We start from the raw sequence: 16,462 nt of genomic DNA, 5'->3' as shown, positions 1-16,462 counted from the left end.
CGCCACCACATGTCCAAAATCCTCGCGTTCAGCCGCTTTTCCGTGCGCGATTTTCTCGCCACCGCCGGTCCCACCTTGCTGCTGGTTGGCGCGTTTTGCGCGCTCGCTTACTGGCTGGTCGACCCGGCGCCGCCACGCCAGGTGAGCCTGTCGACGGGGCAGGACAATAGCGCGTACGAAGAATTCGGCAAGAAATATGCGGCTACCCTGGCCAAACACGGCATCAAGGTGACCTTGCAACCGTCGCTGGGTTCGCAGGAAAACCTGCAGCGCCTGAACGCGGGCAAGACCGATATTGCTTTCGTGCAAAGCGGCTCGACGGAACACGACGATGCCGAGCGCCATGGCCTCATTTCCCTCGGCAGCCTGTTTACGGAACCCGTCTGGCTGTTCATGCGCGAAGACAAGGCCGTGACGGAACTGACGCAATTGAAGGGCCTGAAGATCAACCTGGGGCCGGAGGGCACGGGCGTGCCCGGCCTGTTCCGGCAGTTGCTGTCTGTGAATGGCGTCGAAGCGAAGGAATTGACGGTGAGCGACTTGCAAAACACGCCCGCCACGGTGGAGCTGCTGGAAGGGCGCATCGACGGTCTCGTGTTCAGCTCGGCACCGGAAGCGCCGCTGATCCAGATGCTGCTGCAAACGCCGGGCATCAAGCTGTTTGATTTTTCGCAAGCGGAGGCCTACACACGGCGTTTGCCCTTCCTCACGCATGTCGTTTTACCGCGCGGCATAGTCGACCTGGGGCAGAATATTCCCGCGCAGGATTATCATTTGATCGCGCCGACGGCTACCCTGGTCGCGCGCGAAGACTTGCATCCGGCGCTGATCGACCTGTTCGTGCAGGCGGCGGCCGGCATCCATGGCGGCACGGGCTGGTTCCAGCAGCAGGGGCAGTTCCCGTCCGCGCGCTACACGGAAATTCCCGTGGCGCCCGAAGCGCTGAAATTCTACAAGGATGGCGCGCCCGTGCTGCAGCGCTACATGAGTTTCTGGCTGGCCAATTTCTTTGACCGTATGTGGGTGCTGGTGGTGGCCCTGGGCGCGCTGATTTTACCGCTGTCGCGCGTGGTGCCGCCCTTGTACGTGTGGCGCATCCGTTCACGCGTGTACCGCTGGTATGGCCAGTTGCGCACGGTGGAGCAGGCGCTGGAAGACGTGCCGCCAGAGCAGCGTGCGCAAGTGTATGCGGCGCAATTGAAACGGCTCGACCAGATCGAGGAGATGGTCAACCAGATATCGATTCCCCTGTCGTTTGCCGATGGCCTGTATGGCTTGCGCAGCCACATCAATTTCGTGCGCAAGCGCATCCTGACCTTGATGGGCGAGCATCCTGCCGCCGAGGCGGGCGAGCCGGCCTGAGGATTTACACGAGGGTGATCGATAGCTTGCGTCCCACCAGTGCGGCGGCCCGCTCCAGGGTCGACAGGGTGACGTCGCTGCTGGGGTCGAGCAGGCGGTCGAGCTGCGAGCGGCTCGTCTGCAGCAGGGCCGCCATGCGCGTCTTCGACATCGATTGTTCCTGCATCGCCTGCGTCAGTTGCCAGGCGATCACTTCCTTGATGGCGCGGTTTTGCGTTTGCTCGAAAATGCCTTCTTCCTTGAGGAAGTCGTCGAGACTGCTGCCGAGGTGCGGAGCGGTGGCGTTCATGTCAGTTCCTTGTAGCGTTTGCGGGCCAGCGCCAGGTCGTCATCGGGCGTGGCGCGGGTTTTCTTGATAAAGCCGTGCAGCGCCACCAGGCAGTCGCCGTGATGGCAGATCAGCACGCGCGCGATGCGGTTGCCGGGCAGGCTGCTGCGTACTTCCGACAATCCTTGCCCCAAATGGCGGCACAAGGGCATGCCGACGGGCCAGCGCCATTGCGCATGCATCAAGTCCTGCCCGATCATATGGCGCTCTTCAACTGGCAAGGACTTGAGCCAGTCGCGCACGGGTTCGCCGCCATTGCCGTTCGCATAGAACAGCAGGGTAATTTGCCGCAAGCCGGAAGCATCCATGACGCACCTCTACGTTGTACTATATAAGGTACACTTTCGCAAGAAGAATTTGCGCCGCAGTTGAAAAAAATCGGGCGCGCATGGATGGTTGTAGCCGATGGCGGGCCGCAAGGTGGCCCGCCAGATCAAACACTGTTCAGATAGTCAGTTGGCCAGCGTCAGGCGCCCAGCCACGGCAGTCCCGCCTTGCACCAGCCGCCGATCTGCTTGCGGTGGCCGTCGGCGTCCTTGTCGCCTTCGAAGCCTTCGAGGATGTCGTAGCAGTGCAGGTAGCCGTGCTCGGTCGCCAGCTTGGCGGCGTGGCGCGAACGCACGCCGGAGCGGCACAGGAACAGCAGCACCTCGTCCTTGCCGGCCTGGGCGGCCAGTTGCTGCATAAAATCGGGATTCGGCACGCCACCGGGGTAGGTGGCCCACTGCACCGCACCATGCTGGGTATCGGCGATGTCGACCCGGCCCACCCAGTCGCGCTCGGCATTCGTGCGCACGTCGATGAGCTTGACGGCGGGATCGCCCTGCAGCAGGTCATACGCTTCCTGCGGCGTGACGGCGCCGGCATACGGCGTACCTTCATTGGCCCGGCTGCGGGCGGTGGTCAGGATGTCGGCGGCGGTGGTCATGGCGTCCTCGATGAAAGTGGGCAGGTGTGAACGATTATAGTGCGCCGTCCGCGCCTCGCAAACGGAAAACCATGGTGCATCGCGTATGCACCACAACGAGGCATTTTTCAAGAATCGGCACAAAATGCACGATAATGGTGCGTTATTCGTTTTTTGCACTTGCTTAGTGCATTCTTGATTTGACGCAAACACAGCAGGAAAATCGCGGGCAGGAAAACTTTCACTGGCAAGGCCGGGTTTTGACTTGGGCCGCCACATCCCATCAGAAGCTGGCATGGAATCTGCTATGATCCTTATGAGTTTTGGTGGCACGCAATGTTTGCTTCGCTTCATCAGCCCAGACGCATTAAGGTCGGCTCACCCCACATTCATTTAGGAGATACGCATGGCAATGACAGCCGCAGAAGTCTTGAAGATGGTAGAAGAAAACGAAGTCAAATTCGTTGATTTCCGCTTTGCTGATACCCGTGGTAAAGAGCAGCACGTGACGGTTCCCGTGTCGCACTTCGACATGGACAAATTCGAGTCGGGCCACGCCTTTGACGGCTCTTCGATCGCTGGCTGGAAAGGCATTGAAGCGTCCGACATGATCTTGCTGCCGGATCCAAACACGGCCAATATCGACCCGTTCATGGAAGAAACGACCCTGTTCATGCAGTGCGACGTGATCGAACCGTCGGACGGCAAGGGCTACGACCGCGACCCGCGCTCGATCGCGAAACGCGCCGAAGCCTATCTGAAATCGTCGGGCATGGGCGACACCGCCTACTTCGGCCCTGAGCCAGAATTCTTCATCTTCGACAGCGTGCGCTGGAAGATCGACATGTCGGGCTGCTTCGTCAAGATCGGTTCGGACGAAGGTTCGTGGTCGACCGGCAAGGACATCGAAGGCGGCAACAGCGGCCACCGTCCTACCGTCAAGGGTGGCTACTTCCCAGTGCCACCCGTGGACAGCTTCCAGGACATGCGTTCGGAAATGTGCCTGATTCTCGAGTCCTTGGGCATCCCGGTTGAGGTACATCATCACGAAGTGGCCGGCGCCGGCCAGAATGAAATCGGCACCAAGTTCTCGACCCTGGTCGAGCGCGCCGATTGGACGCAAAACCTGAAATACGTGGTGTGGAACGTGGCGCACAGCTATGGCAAGACCGCTACCTTCATGCCGAAACCTATCGTTGGCGACAACGGTTCGGGCATGCACGTGCATCAATCCGTATGGAAAGATGGCAAAAACCTGTTCGCTGGCGACGGCTATGCCGGCCTGTCCGATTTCGCCCTGTACTACATCGGCGGCATCATCAAGCACGCCAAGGCATTGAACGCGATCACCAACCCGGGCACCAACTCGTACAAGCGTCTGGTACCAGGCTACGAAGCCCCAGTGAAACTGGCGTACTCGGCGAAAAACCGTTCCGCCTCGATCCGTATCCCGCACGTGGCCAATCCAAAAGGCCGCCGCGTCGAAGCGCGCTTCCCGGATCCACTGGCGAACCCGTACCTGTGCTTCGCCGCGCTGCTGATGGCTGGCCTGGACGGCGTTGCCAACAAGATCCATCCGGGCGAAGCCGCCTCGAAAGATCTGTACCATCTGCCGCCGGAAGAAGACGCACTGATCCCGACCGTGTGCGCTTCGCTGGAAGAAGCTCTGGATGCACTGGACAAGGACCGCGAGTTCCTGACCCGTGGCGGCGTGTTCAGCGATTCGATGATCGACGCTTACCTGGAACTGAAAATGCAGGACGTACAGCGCATGCGCATGACGACGCATCCTGCCGAGTTCGACATGTACTACTCGCTGTAATGGCGCCACGCCGGCAGCATGCCGGTAGTGAATAAAAAACGCGGGTGAGGCGATGGTCTTGCCCGCGTTTTTTTATGCAGTACCAATGCGGCGCCAGTACCGTGTTGTATAGTCGGCCAAGGATTGATACGGCATGTGCTGACAGGAGTGAAGATTGACCAAGCATTACAGAATGGCGCTGATGGCAGGATTGCTGGGCGCGGCGGCACAGGCGCACGGGCAGTTGTATGTGTGCGCCGATGCGCAAGGACACAAGACGTACACGGACAAGCGGGCTGGCGCGCATTGCCAGCTGCTCGATTTGCCGGGCGCCATGACGGAGCCGCCACGCAGGACGGCGCCGCTGGCCGGCGCGCCTGCCCGGCCCGCCACGCAGGCGGCGGCCACGGCGGCGCCTGCCGCTGGCGCGTTTCCCAAGGTCGATGGCGCCGAGCAGCGCGCGCGCGACCTGGACCGGCGCCAGATCCTGCAGGACGAATTGCGCAGCGAAGAGCAGAAACTGGCGGCGCAGCGGCTGGAATTCAATGGCGGCCAGCCCGAACGTCAGGGCAATGAGCGTAACTATGCGAAATACCAGGAACGGGTGGCGCAGTTGAAGGACAACATTGGCCGGACACAGCAGAACGTTGAGGCCCTGAAACGCGAGATCGCGAATATTCGGTAAAGCACATGACACTAGACAACCATTCCAGCCGTCCCGCCCACCTGGCCGGCCTTGATTTGCTGGCCTCGGCCGTGATCCTGCTCGATGGCGATGGCCGCATCAGCTATGCCAACGCGGCGGCGGAAAACTTGCTGGAAAGCTCATTGAAGGCCTTGTCGCGGCAAAAGCTGACGGCGCTGTTCTTGAATCCCGAGGAGCTGGCCGGCATTTGCGCGCAGGCGCTCGAACATAAATTTTCCGACTTGCGCCAGGATCTGAGCCTGGAGCGCCTGGGGCGCGAGCCGCTGCGCGTGCACAGCATCGTCAGCGCGCTCGACGCGCCGCGCGACGGCGTGCTGATCGAGCTGCGCGAAAACGTGCAGCAATTAAAACTCGACCGTGAGGAGCGCATCCTCGACCAGAGCCAGGTCAACAAGGAGCTGATCCGCAACCTGGCGCATGAAATCAAGAACCCGCTGGGCGGCATCCGCGGCGCGGCGCAGCTGCTGGAGCTGGAATTGCCGGCCCTGCACCTGAGCGAGCTGCGCGAATACACGCAGGTCATCATCAAGGAAGCGGACCGCCTGCAAACCCTGGTCGACCGCCTGCTGGCGCCGCACCGCCGCCCGCATATCGTGGGCGACGTGAATATCCACGAAGTGTGCGAAAGGGTGCGCAGCCTGATCCTGGCGGAATTTCCCAGCGGTCTGACCATTTCGCGCGACTACGACGCGTCGATTCCCGAGTTTCGCGGCGACAAGGAGCAATTGATACAGACCGTGCTCAATATCGCGCACAACGCGGCGCAAGCCCTGGCCGAACGCATTGAGGCGGGCGACGCGGAGCTCATTTTCAAGACGCGCGTGGCGCGCCAGGTGACCCTGGCCAAGGTTCGTTACGGCCTGGCATTAGACTTGCATATCATTGACAATGGACCGGGCATCGCACCCCAGATCCGCGACCGGATTTTCTACCCGCTGGTGTCGGGCAGGGAAGGCGGCAGCGGGCTGGGACTGACCTTGGCGCAAACCTTCGTGCAACAGCACTTGGGCGTGATCGAGTGCGAAAGCCGGCCTGGATACACCGATTTCAGGATCGTTCTACCCTTGCCATAAGCGAGGCGGTATCCCACCCATGAAATCCATTGCGGGACGCACACACTAATGAAGCCAATCTGGATAGTTGACGACGACGAATCAATCCGCTGGGTGCTGGAAAAAGCCCTGGCGCGGGAAAATCTCGCCACCAAGAGTTTTGCCAATGCGCGCGACGCCATCGCCGCGCTGGAATTTGACACGCCGCAAGTGCTCGTGTCCGATATACGCATGCCCGGCGCGTCCGGCCTGGAATTGCTGCAGACGGTCAAGTCGCGCTTTCCCGGCTTGCCGGTCATCATCATCACGGCCTTTTCCGACCTCGACTCGGCCGTCGCAGCCTTCCAGGGCGGCGCCTTCGAATACCTGGCCAAGCCCTTCGATATCGACAAGGCTGTCGAGCTGATCCGCCGCGCGCTGGAAGAAAGTTTGCGCGAGACCAGCGTCGAATCGGGCCCGTCGGAAACGCCGGAAATCCTCGGCCAGGCGCCGGCCATGCAGGAAGTGTTTCGCGCCATCGGCCGGCTGTCGCAATCGAATGTCACCGTGCTGATCACGGGCGAATCCGGTTCCGGCAAGGAACTCGTGGCGCGCGCGCTGCACAAGCACAGCCCGCGCGCGGCGCAGCCGTTCATTGCCCTGAACACGGCGGCCATCCCCAAGGATTTGCTGGAATCCGAACTGTTTGGTCACGAGCGCGGGGCGTTTACGGGCGCGCAGACGACGCGCCGGGGCCGCTTCGAGCAAGCCGAGAACGGCACTTTATTCCTCGATGAAATCGGCGACATGCCGTTCGACCTGCAGACGCGCCTCTTGCGCGTGCTGTCCGACGGCCATTTCTATCGCGTCGGCGGGCATCAGCCGATGAAGGCGAACGTGCGCGTCATTACGGCCACGCACCAGAACCTCGAGCAGCGCGTGCGCGACGGCCTGTTCCGCGAAGACTTGTATCACCGCCTGAACGTGATCCGGCTGCGCCTGCCCAGTTTGCGGGAGCGGCGCGAGGATATCCCCATCCTGGTGCGCCACTTCCTGGTGCAAAGTGCGCGTCAGCTGGGCGTGGAAGCCAAACGCATGAGCGAGCCGACGATGCAGTTCCTCAGCAGCCTCGATTTGCCCGGCAATGTGCGCCAGCTGGAAAACTTGTGCAACTGGATCACCGTCATGGCGCCGGGCCAGACGGTGGAAATCAAGGACTTGCCGCTGGAATTGACGCAGGGACAGGGCGACGGCGCTGCCACGGTGGCGTCCGCTGACGTGGCGCCAGCAAATGTTGCGCATCCGCACGGTGGCCAGGTGTTCGAAGCGGCCGCGCCTGCCAATGGCGCGCCGCCGGGCTGGATCGGCTTGCTGGAATTGCAGGCGGCGGGCATGCTTGGCGCGGGGCAGCAGGAAGTCATGGCCGTGCTGGGGCGGCAATTCGAGTCGGCCCTGATCAAGACGGCGCTCAAGCATACGCACGGACGCAAGAACGACGCCGCCGTGCGTCTGGGTATCGGCCGCAACACCATCACCCGCAAGATCTCCGAACTGGGCATCGACGGCGCCAAGGACGATTGATCTGTCTTCCGGACGGAGCGTCCGCTCCGTCCGCTTTTCCGCACGGCGTCCCTTGCACGCCACAACACGCACTGCAGGCGATAAGGTAAGCTGGCGCCTGCCGGACTGTTTCGTCCGGTCTTAACTTTCATTGTGGAACTGTATGCTGATTAACTGCGTGGCCTACCAGGATGGCAAAAAACTGGCCGACTTGCCGATCGACGATATCAGCGATTACGTCGAGCGCCCCGATTGTTTCGTCTGGGTCGCCCTGCTCGACGCCACGCCGGACGAACTGAAACAGATGCAGCACGAGTTTTGCCTGCATGAACTGGCGGTGGAAGACGCGCAGCGGGGCCACCAGCGGCCGAAGATCGAGGAATATGGCGATTCCCTGTTTGCCGTCGTGAAAACCGTGGAAATGGTCGAGAACGAACTGGTGCTGGGCGAAGTCGACATTTTTGTCGGCGCCAATTACGTGCTCTCGTCGCGCAGCAACAGCTCGCAAGGTTTTCTCGGTGTCCGCGCGCGTGCCGAGCGCGAACCGCACTTGCTGCGCCAGGGCTCGGCCTTCGTGCTGTACGCGCTGATGGACGCCGTCGTCGACCGTTATTTTCCCGTGCTCGACGCGCTGGAATCGGAGCTGGAACTGATCGAGGATCGCATCTTCGACCGTGGCACCGAGCGTGACAATATCGAACGGCTGTACCAGTTGAAACGCAAGGTCATGGTCTTGCGCCATGTGGTGGCGCCCCTGATGGAAGCGGTGGGCAAGCTGCACGGCGGACGGGTGCCGCCGCTGTGCCATGATACCCAGGAGTATTTCCGCGACGTGCACGACCATCTGGCGCGCATCAACGGCACGCTCGACACCATCCGCGACACGATCAGCACGGCGATTCAGGTGAATCTGTCGATGGTGGCCATCGACGAGAGCGAGGTGAACAAGCAGTTGGCGGCTTGGGCCGCTATTTTTGCCGTGTTCACGGCGTTTGCCGGCATCTGGGGCATGAATTTCAAGTTCATGCCGGAGCTGGACTGGCATTACGGTTATCCGGCCGCCGTGGCAGTGATGAGCTGTGTCTGCGGTTATATGTATTACTTGTTCAAGCGTTCCGGCTGGCTGTAAAAAATTCCTGTGTATCTGTATTATTAAGCAATAGCCAGGGGTACAATCGCGGCAGGTCCGCTGGGGCGGGCCATGGCTGAGAGTCGCCGCGCCGGCAGGTGTGCCTGCGCTTGCGGTGCCGTGCAGGAGCATTCATGAGTATTCCGTTGTTTGATGTGAATTCGCAAGAACCCCTGTTCGATGCCGAGCAGCGGCGCACCCTGGCGGAAGCGGCCCTGCGCTCGATCACCGCCTCGACGGCGCACGCCCGTGGCGACGACTTCCTGCGCATTCTCGTCAAAGACCTGGCCGAAGCACTCGACGTGCACTATGTGATCGCCGGGCGCCTGGTGCGCCTGGACGATGGCAGCGAAGGCATCCGCACCCTGGCCCTGTGGGGCGGCGATGGCTACCAGCCGAATATCGAATACAGCCTGCAGCACACGCCTTGCCAGGACGTCACCTGCCAGAGCATGTGTTTTCACGGCAGCGACATCCAGCGTCGCTTTCCATTCGATAGCCTCCTGGTCGACATGCGGGCCGAAAGCTATGTCGGCATGCCGCTGATCGATACCGATGGCAAAACCCTGGGCATCCTGTCGGCCATCGACACGCGACCCATCGATGAAAACAAGCGTTTGCTGGCCTTGCTGCTGCTGTCGATCTTCTCGGCGCGCGGCGCGGCCGAGCTGCAGCACCAGGAACGCACCCGGCAGCTGGAAGAAATCGTGCGCCAGCGCAGCGAATCGCTGCTGGCGGCGCAGGCCAACCTGATCGAGCAGGAGCAGATGGCTGCCCTCGGTTCGCTGGTGGCCGGGGTCTCGCATGAAGTCAACACCCCCATCGGCGTGGCGCTGACGGCTGCGTCGAGCATGGGCAGCTATGCCGACCAACTGGTGCAACTGCTGGGCGGCGCCAAGGTCAGCCGCGCCGAACTGATCGACATTGCCGAGTCGCTGAAAGGCGCGGCGGCCTTGATCGAGCGCAACCTGGCGCGCGCCGCCGACCTGATCGGCAATTTCAAGCAGCTGGCAGTGGATCAGGTCAGCGAATACGTGGCCGACCTGGCCCTGCACGACTACGTGCACGGCCTGGTGTCGGCGCACAGCCCGGAACTGCGCAAGGCGGCGCTGGGCGTGGAACTCGATATCGCGCCCGATTGCCAGGTGCGCCTGGCGGCCGGCAAGCTGTCGCAAATCCTCTCGAACCTGTTGATGAACAGCGCCCGCCACGGCTATCCGCAGGGCGGGCCGGGACGCATCACGATACGCGCGCGCATCGAGGCGGACGGCGATGAGGCGGCTGCGCGCTGGCTGCTGCTGGAATTTTCCGACGACGGCATCGGCCTGGCGCCGGCCGTGCGCGAACACATGTTTGAACCGTTTTTCACCACCAAGCGGGGCCAGGGCGGCTCCGGCCTGGGCATGCACATCGTCTACACGATCGTGCAGCAACTGGGCGGCCAGGTGTGCGCCATCGACAGCACACCCGGCTGCCATATACAGATCAGGCTACCGCTGGCAGCCTGATCTGCTGTACGGACCTCAGGCGGCGGCCATCGACAGCGCCACCGCCTCTGCCACCTTGATGCCATCGACGGCCGCCGACAGGATGCCGCCCGCATAGCCGGCGCCTTCGCCAGCCGGGAACAGGCCGCGCGTGTTCAGGCTTTGCAGGTTGTCGTCGCGGCGCTTGATGCGGATCGGCGACGAGGTACGCGTTTCCACGCCCGTCAGCACGGCGTCGGCCTTGTAGTAGCCCTTGATCTGCTTGTTGAACGCCGGAAACGCTTCACGCAGCGCCGTGATCGCGTATTCTGGCAGCGATGGCGCCAGGTCCGTCAGGTGTACGGCCGGCTTGTACGACGGCACCACGCTGCCAAATTCCGTCGAGGCGCGGCCAGCGACGAAGTCGCCGACCAATTGCCCCGGGGCATCGTAGTTGCCGCCGCCCAAGGCAAACGCGCGCTCTTCCAATTCGCGCTGCAGGGCGATGCCGGCCAGCGGGTCGCCCGGGTAGTCGGCCGGCGTGATGCCGACCACGATGGCGCTGTTGGCGTTGCGCTCGTTGCGCGAATATTGGCTCATGCCATTCGTCACCAGGCGGCCCGGCTCCGAGGCGGCAGCCACCACCGTGCCGCCCGGGCACATGCAGAAGCTGTAGACGGAACGGCCATTGCTGGCGTGGTGCACGAGCTTGTAGTCGGCCGCGCCCAGGATCGGGTGGCCAGCGCTGGGGCCGAAGCGGCAGCTGTCGATCAGCGATTGCGGGTGTTCCACGCGGAAGCCGATCGAGAACGGTTTCGCTTCGATGTACACGCCGCGCTTGTGCAGCATCTCGAAGGTGTCGCGCGCGCTGTGGCCGATGGCCAGCACGACGTGGTTGCTGGCGATGGTTTCGCCATTGTCCAGCACCACGCCCCGCACCTGGCCGCCATCGCTGCCCGGCACGATGTCGAGATCCACGACTTTGCTGCTGAAGCGGTATTCGCCGCCCAGTTGCTCGATGTTCGCGCGCATTTCTTCCACCATCTTGACCAGGCGGAAGGTGCCGATGTGCGGCTTGCTCACATACATGATTTCCTCGGGCGCGCCCGCCTTGACGAATTCCGTCAGCACCTTGCGGCCGTAGTGCTTGGGATCCTTGATCTGGCTGTACAGCTTGCCGTCCGAGAAGGTGCCGGCGCCGCCTTCGCCGAACTGCACGTTCGATTCCGGATTCAGTTCGCGCTTGCGCCAGAAGCCGAAGGTGTCGACCGTGCGTTCGCGCACCTGCTTGCCCCGTTCCAGGATGAGGGGACGCAAGCCCATCTGCGCCAGGATCAGCGCCACGAACAGGCCGCACGGACCCGTGCCGATGACGATGGGGCGCGGTTCAGTGCTGTGGCCGGCCAGCTGTTCGCCGCCGGCGACGAATTTGTAGTCGGTATCGGGCGCGGGCATCAGGTGCACATCGTGCTGCAGGCGCGCCAGCACGGCCGCTTCATTTTTGACGTCCACATGCAGCGAGTAAATCAACACCACGGCGCTGCGCTTGCGCGCGTCATAGCTGCGTTTGAAGACGGTAAAGCCGAGCAAATCGGCGGCGGCTATGTCCAGGCGCGCCAGGATGGCGGCAGGCAGGGCCGCTTCGTCGTGTTCGAGGGGGAGTTTTACTTCGTTGAGTCGCAACATGGTGTCTATCCGAAAAGTGCAGGGCTCCGTATCTAGCGGAGAGTGGGCAGCCGCGTGGCGCGGCGCAAGGCGGCATTTTACTCCTTCTGACATGCAATGGATTGCCTGTGACCTGGCCCTGGAAGCCACTACACGCCGGATTTTTTGAAATCACAATGTTAGCTCTGTATCAGTGCAAATGTAACTGTCAGCGACGTTCCTGGCTGTTAAGCGCAGGCAGTCCAATGGTGAGGGTTGTAGGAGTGCGGGAAATGTTGTCCTGGTGCCGGTAGCAGGGCGCTCCGGTAGCGCACAGCATCTTGCTGCTGCGAAAAAACAACATTTTATCGCAAGCGCGTTTGGCGTCGCGCACCGGCTTTGTCAGTCTCTCATTTGCTGCATTTGCACAAACATCATTGAGTAGAGAAAGTGGTTTCCTTTCCAGATGACAACACAGGCAAAAAGCGTAAAACAGGAAAAAATTGTAACAGTGTTTTATAAATATTCAATCAATTTTTGTTGCGTTGCAATATAAATATCATTGCGTGAAAAAAAGGCGGATACGCACTAATTTTGATGGTTTTCGCGTTATTGCCAAATAAGTCTCGGCATAGAGAGTGATTGTCCAAATTATGTTATTGCTTTAAAGGTATTTGCCTTGCCTAATAAATTGACATTGCTCCGTGCCATATGGTTCCATGTAGAGGTTGCGTCACATTTGTAATGTGTTGATACATCTATCTGGAAAATCTTTACCCAAGGGTTTCCTTACAAAAATTCAGGCACATGCCCAGAAGGAGTTTTTTACATGAAGTTACGTATCAAACCTATGCCAGTTGCAATCTTGCAAGTCTTTGCAAGTGGCGCACTGTCCGTTGCCGCCATTTCCCCTGCAATGGCTCAACAAGCCGCTGCAAGCGAACCTGTGCAACGCGTCATGGTGACCGGTTCGCTGATCAGCCGTACTGATACCGAAACCGCTGCACCAGTTCAGGTAATCACTGCCGCCGAAATCCAGCGCAGTGGTAAAACCTCGGTTGCCGAGTTGCTGCAGGATCTGGCCTCCAACGGTGCTGGCACGCTTGGCACGGGCTTCTCTGGCGCATTCGCCAACGGCGCATCGGGCATCTCGCTGCGCGGCCTGACCGTGGGTTCGACGCTGGTGCTGATCGACGGCCACCGCATGTCGCCTTACGCGATCGGTGATGATTCGCAACGCTCCTTTGTTGACGTCTCCAACATTCCATTCGATGCCATCGATAGTATCGAAGTACTGAAAAGCGGTGCTTCCTCGCTGTACGGTTCGGACGCCGTCGCTGGCGTGGTCAACATCAAGCTGAAGAAAAACTTCACGGGTACCCGCTTCTCGGCTGACAGCGGCACCACGGAACATGGCGGCGGCACGACCAACCGCGCTTCGTTGAGCACCGGTTTCGGTGATCTCGACACCGATGGCTACAACGTTTTCGCTACCGCCGAATGGCGTCGCCAAGGTGCGATCAAGGTCGACGACCGCAAGCAGTACGCCTGGGCCCAGCCGGACTGGCGCGCACGTGGTGGTCAGAACCTGACTTTTGGTGTGCCAACCGCCCGTAACGGCTTCCTGACCGCAGCTAACTCGCCATTCCTGTACAACTCCACGGGTGCTGGCGGCGCGCAAAATGCGGCCAACTTCGTCTTCCTGGATCCAAAATGTAATTACACTGCATACCGCGCCGGCGGCTGCGCGGTGGAAGACAAGTATGCATTCATCCAGCCTGAAACCGAAAACAAGAACTTGCTGGTCGGCTTTACCAAAAAGCTGCCACAAGACTGGGAAATGTCGGTCAAGGCTTCGATCTTCCAGCGTGATAACCTGAACAATCGCGGCTTGCCAGGAGCCTATTCGCCGACCTCGTTTGCCGGTACCAACGTCAATAATAATGGCGTGCTGATCCCAGGTTTCGGCGCCATGCCTAGCACCACGTTTGCTCCCGGTGCAGCTGTCGGCGCCAACGTGACCAACCCGTTCGCCAACAATGCACGTCTGTATGGCTACATTCCTGGCCTGGACGGCAACTCGCAACAGAGCAACACCGCGACCACCACCCGTCTGGCGATCGACCTGACTGGTGCCGCGATGGGCTGGGACCTGCAACTGGCAGGCGGCTTGACCAAGTCCAAGGCAGAAGTTGATTACAGTGGTTTTGTTGACCGTGCCGCCTTGTACAGCTTGCTGCGCTCCGGTGCGTGGAATGCAGTGGGAGGTAATTCGCAACAGCTGATCGACCAAGTGTCGCCACGCTTCTCGAATACGCTGGAATCGAAGTTGAACTACATCGATGTGGTCGGTTCGCGCGAACTGATGCCGCAACTGGGCGCAGGCCCGTTGAAACTGGCTGTCGGCGCCCACTGGCACAAACGTACCTGGGATGCGCCACCGTCGCCACTGACCTTGAACGGTCAGGTTGGTTCGACGTCGGCCTTCGTGTTTGGTAAAGAGACCAACAAGGCAATCTTCGCCGAGCTGGCAGCAATTCCGGTGAAAAATGTCGAGTTCAATCTGTCGAGCCGTTATGATAGTTTTGATAATAACAACTCGTTCACCCCGGCAGCAACGCTGAAATGGACGCCGACCAAGGAAATCGCATTGCGCGGTACCTTTGCTCGTGGTTTCCGTTCGCCTAACCCTGCAGAGACAGGCAACTCGGGTTCGTTCTTCCTGTACCACGGTATCAACGACCCTATCCTGTGCGCCAACGGCCAGCAGTACACCGCTGGCAACGTACCAAGCTCTTGCAACATTCAGCCTACGTACGTACAGCGTCCAAACAAGGACCTGTCGCCAGAGAAATCGAAATCGTACACCTTGGGTGCCGTGCTCCAGCCATTCAAGGGCTTGAACGCGACCATCGACTACTACAACATCGAAGTGCGTAACCAGATCGTGACCGCCGCCGGTAACGATCCTACCTACCGCGAGACGTTTGTGCGTGGTGCTGCCGTGCCGATCGACATCGCTACTGGCGTAGGCACGGGTGTTGCCCAGGGTACCCCATCGGTTGGTCCTATTCTGTTCGCAGAATCGGCCTACATCAACGGTGGTTCGACCAAGACCTCCGGCGTGGAAACCGATATCGGCTACCGTTGGAACCTGTCCGAAAACGGTATCATCCGCGCCAACCTGAGCTATGCCCACACCATCAGCTACGAGCAAACCGTAGCTGGCGTGACCTACCAGCTGGCCGGTACCCAAGGCCCGACGGTGGTTTCCGGTGCAACCGGTTCGCCGAAAGACCGTGCACAGCTGAGCCTGGGCTGGACCCGTGGTCCGCTGGACGTGAATGCCACGCTGAACTACACCAGCAGCTTCTCGGCACTGGACCCATCGGTTGGTGCTACCGATTGCTCCACCGCATCGGCTGTCATCACCAGCCGGCCTTACTACCAGAACCTTAAACAGCCTGAGCAGTATTGCCACGTGCCATCGTTCACGACGACCAACCTGAACATCCAGTACAAGTTGAGCCCGAACCTGACATTGAAAGGTTCGATACTGAATCTGTTCGACCGTCAGCCACCGTTTGACCTGAGCACATATGGTAATGCCACTGTACAAACTACGTACAATGCATCGCTGCACCAAGCGGGCGCTGTTGGCCGCTTCGTGAGCCTGGGTCTGGCATACACCTTCTAATATAGCAAGGTGAACAAGGTGGCAGCGATGCCGCCACCGTTCTTCGAAAGGGCGGGATGACTGAAGAGTCATCCCGCCCTTTTTTAGCTGATGTCACCGTCAAGTGTGGAACGGCTCCCAACGTTGCCTTCAAAAATGCCTCGCGCACGGAATCCGATGTCAGCGGGTCATTTCGTAGTCGAACCACAAGGTCTTGCAGCACATTGCCGCGCAATGTGTCGCTGCTTGGCACGGGCCAGGGCAGCTGGCGCCGCCGATACGCAAGATGCGGGGCCGCATGCTGTGGCATCTCGAAAATTACCTGGTTGCGTATCCAGCGCAGAGCCAGGGAAGCCTCACGCAAGCAAGGTGCAGGACGCTATTTATCGGTAGTCTGACGCCGGTGCCAAGCGCACTGGCACCCTACTGCAGTGCACCATACCGGTGCGCTGGTCCATCGTTTCGCAGGCTGGATCGCACAGGCAATGTGGCTGGCTGAACCGGTCGAGAATTGTTGAAGTCAGACAGTCTTGCCAGTTTTCAAATGTCGATCCCGAGTATGCTGAATATCTTTCACCGTGGCATGTTATCCACGGCAGTTCGCTTGCTTATTAGCCAATTTAAAGGAAGTGATAAGAACGTAAAAATGGAGATGTATAGGCAATTTCTCAATTTTTCTATTGAGTTGAGTGGACAAGATGATATTGCAGAGGCTTCTGTGTGTGTGGGGGGGGGCTGTTGCGCCGTAAGGAGGGTGGCGTCGAGGTGTGGCAGCACTGCGTCTGCTGACGCCGTCATCTGCGCCAGCATGTCCTGACCCGCCATAAAATGCATATGCATCGAAATGACACT

Annotated in this window: 12 protein-coding genes; 8 read left to right on the top strand and 4 right to left on the bottom strand. The window is 60.2% G+C overall.

What is annotated here, in order from left to right:
* Positions 1 to 9: 9 nt before the first annotated feature.
* Positions 10 to 1,362, top strand: a complete 1,353-nt coding sequence (locus HWE17_RS11940) for a TAXI family TRAP transporter solute-binding subunit (RefSeq protein ID WP_176388881.1) — start codon at positions 10 to 12, stop codon at positions 1,360 to 1,362.
* A gap of 4 nt (positions 1,363 to 1,366) precedes the next feature.
* On the opposite strand, the gene HWE17_RS11935 is transcribed toward HWE17_RS11940, so the two are convergent.
* The 3 genes from HWE17_RS11935 to HWE17_RS11925 form a co-directional block, all read right to left on the bottom strand.
* On the bottom strand, positions 1,367 to 1,651 hold the full coding sequence (locus HWE17_RS11935; protein WP_035825129.1) for an XRE family transcriptional regulator: 285 nt from the start codon (positions 1,649 to 1,651) through the stop codon (positions 1,367 to 1,369).
* Complete coding sequence (locus HWE17_RS11930) at positions 1,648 to 1,998, bottom strand: type II toxin-antitoxin system RelE/ParE family toxin (protein WP_176388880.1); 351 nt, start codon at positions 1,996 to 1,998, stop codon at positions 1,648 to 1,650. Before HWE17_RS11930 ends, HWE17_RS11935 begins: the two co-directional genes overlap by 4 nt.
* A gap of 158 nt (positions 1,999 to 2,156) precedes the next feature.
* Positions 2,157 to 2,618 (bottom strand): rhodanese-like domain-containing protein, encoded by a 462-nt coding sequence (locus HWE17_RS11925; protein WP_176388879.1) that lies wholly within the window; start codon positions 2,616 to 2,618, stop codon positions 2,157 to 2,159.
* Positions 2,619 to 3,003: 385 nt separating this feature from the next.
* On the opposite strand from HWE17_RS11925, the gene glnA reads away from it, so the two are divergent.
* The 6 genes from glnA to HWE17_RS11895 all read left to right on the top strand — a co-directional run bounded on the left by glnA (position 3,004) and on the right by HWE17_RS11895 (position 10,332).
* On the top strand, positions 3,004 to 4,419 hold the full coding sequence (glnA, locus tag HWE17_RS11920; RefSeq protein ID WP_029496182.1) for a type I glutamate--ammonia ligase: 1,416 nt from the start codon (positions 3,004 to 3,006) through the stop codon (positions 4,417 to 4,419).
* Positions 4,420 to 4,600: 181 nt separating this feature from the next.
* The gene (locus tag HWE17_RS11915; RefSeq protein ID WP_176388900.1) at positions 4,601 to 5,083 is read left to right on the top strand and encodes a DUF4124 domain-containing protein; all 483 of its coding nucleotides are present in this window, start codon (positions 4,601 to 4,603) and stop codon (positions 5,081 to 5,083) included.
* Between the two features lie 5 nt (positions 5,084 to 5,088).
* Positions 5,089 to 6,177, top strand: coding sequence for a nitrogen regulation protein NR(II) (glnL, locus tag HWE17_RS11910; protein WP_035825143.1), 1,089 nt, complete (start codon positions 5,089 to 5,091; stop codon positions 6,175 to 6,177).
* A gap of 48 nt (positions 6,178 to 6,225) precedes the next feature.
* A complete protein-coding gene (gene ntrC / locus HWE17_RS11905; RefSeq protein ID WP_176388878.1) occupies positions 6,226 to 7,716 on the top strand; it encodes a nitrogen regulation protein NR(I) in 1,491 nt (496 codons plus the stop codon).
* Positions 7,717 to 7,858: 142 nt separating this feature from the next.
* Positions 7,859 to 8,824: a magnesium/cobalt transporter CorA gene (gene corA / locus HWE17_RS11900; RefSeq protein WP_034760218.1), complete on the top strand. Its 966-nt coding sequence runs from the start codon at positions 7,859 to 7,861 to the stop codon at positions 8,822 to 8,824.
* Between the two features lie 134 nt (positions 8,825 to 8,958).
* The gene (locus HWE17_RS11895; protein ID WP_176388877.1) at positions 8,959 to 10,332 is read left to right on the top strand and encodes a GAF domain-containing sensor histidine kinase; all 1,374 of its coding nucleotides are present in this window, start codon (positions 8,959 to 8,961) and stop codon (positions 10,330 to 10,332) included.
* A gap of 15 nt (positions 10,333 to 10,347) precedes the next feature.
* Here HWE17_RS11895 and HWE17_RS11890 read toward each other — a convergent pair whose 3' ends face one another.
* A complete protein-coding gene (locus tag HWE17_RS11890) occupies positions 10,348 to 11,976 on the bottom strand; it encodes an NAD(P)/FAD-dependent oxidoreductase (protein WP_176388876.1) in 1,629 nt (542 codons plus the stop codon).
* A gap of 787 nt (positions 11,977 to 12,763) precedes the next feature.
* On the opposite strand from HWE17_RS11890, the gene HWE17_RS11885 reads away from it, so the two are divergent.
* Complete coding sequence (locus HWE17_RS11885) at positions 12,764 to 15,631, top strand: TonB-dependent receptor (protein WP_176388875.1); 2,868 nt, start codon at positions 12,764 to 12,766, stop codon at positions 15,629 to 15,631.
* Positions 15,632 to 16,462: the final 831 nt, after the last annotated feature.

Origin of the sequence: Janthinobacterium sp. BJB401, assembly GCF_013372745.1 — a bacterium.
GTDB lineage: Bacteria > Pseudomonadota > Gammaproteobacteria > Burkholderiales > Burkholderiaceae_D > Janthinobacterium > Janthinobacterium rivuli.
The sequence above is the reverse complement of the archived record's forward strand: the minus strand, read 5'-3'. Positions and strand labels throughout refer to the sequence as shown.

Coding starts and splice junctions, on each gene's coding strand:
- HWE17_RS11895 (WP_176388877.1), top strand. CDS start 8,959: ATGAGTATTCCGTTGTTTGATGTGAATTCGCAAGAACCCCTGTTCGAT.
- ntrC (WP_176388878.1), top strand. CDS start 6,226: ATGAAGCCAATCTGGATAGTTGACGACGACGAATCAATCCGCTGGGTG.
- corA (WP_034760218.1), top strand. CDS start 7,859: ATGCTGATTAACTGCGTGGCCTACCAGGATGGCAAAAAACTGGCCGAC.
- HWE17_RS11925 (WP_176388879.1), bottom strand. CDS start 2,618: ATGACCACCGCCGCCGACATCCTGACCACCGCCCGCAGCCGGGCCAAT.
- HWE17_RS11935 (WP_035825129.1), bottom strand. CDS start 1,651: ATGAACGCCACCGCTCCGCACCTCGGCAGCAGTCTCGACGACTTCCTC.
- glnL (WP_035825143.1), top strand. CDS start 5,089: ATGACACTAGACAACCATTCCAGCCGTCCCGCCCACCTGGCCGGCCTT.
- HWE17_RS11915 (WP_176388900.1), top strand. CDS start 4,601: ATGGCAGGATTGCTGGGCGCGGCGGCACAGGCGCACGGGCAGTTGTAT.
- HWE17_RS11930 (WP_176388880.1), bottom strand. CDS start 1,998: ATGGATGCTTCCGGCTTGCGGCAAATTACCCTGCTGTTCTATGCGAAC.
- glnA (WP_029496182.1), top strand. CDS start 3,004: ATGGCAATGACAGCCGCAGAAGTCTTGAAGATGGTAGAAGAAAACGAA.
- HWE17_RS11940 (WP_176388881.1), top strand. CDS start 10: ATGTCCAAAATCCTCGCGTTCAGCCGCTTTTCCGTGCGCGATTTTCTC.
- HWE17_RS11885 (WP_176388875.1), top strand. CDS start 12,764: ATGAAGTTACGTATCAAACCTATGCCAGTTGCAATCTTGCAAGTCTTT.
- HWE17_RS11890 (WP_176388876.1), bottom strand. CDS start 11,976: ATGTTGCGACTCAACGAAGTAAAACTCCCCCTCGAACACGACGAAGCG.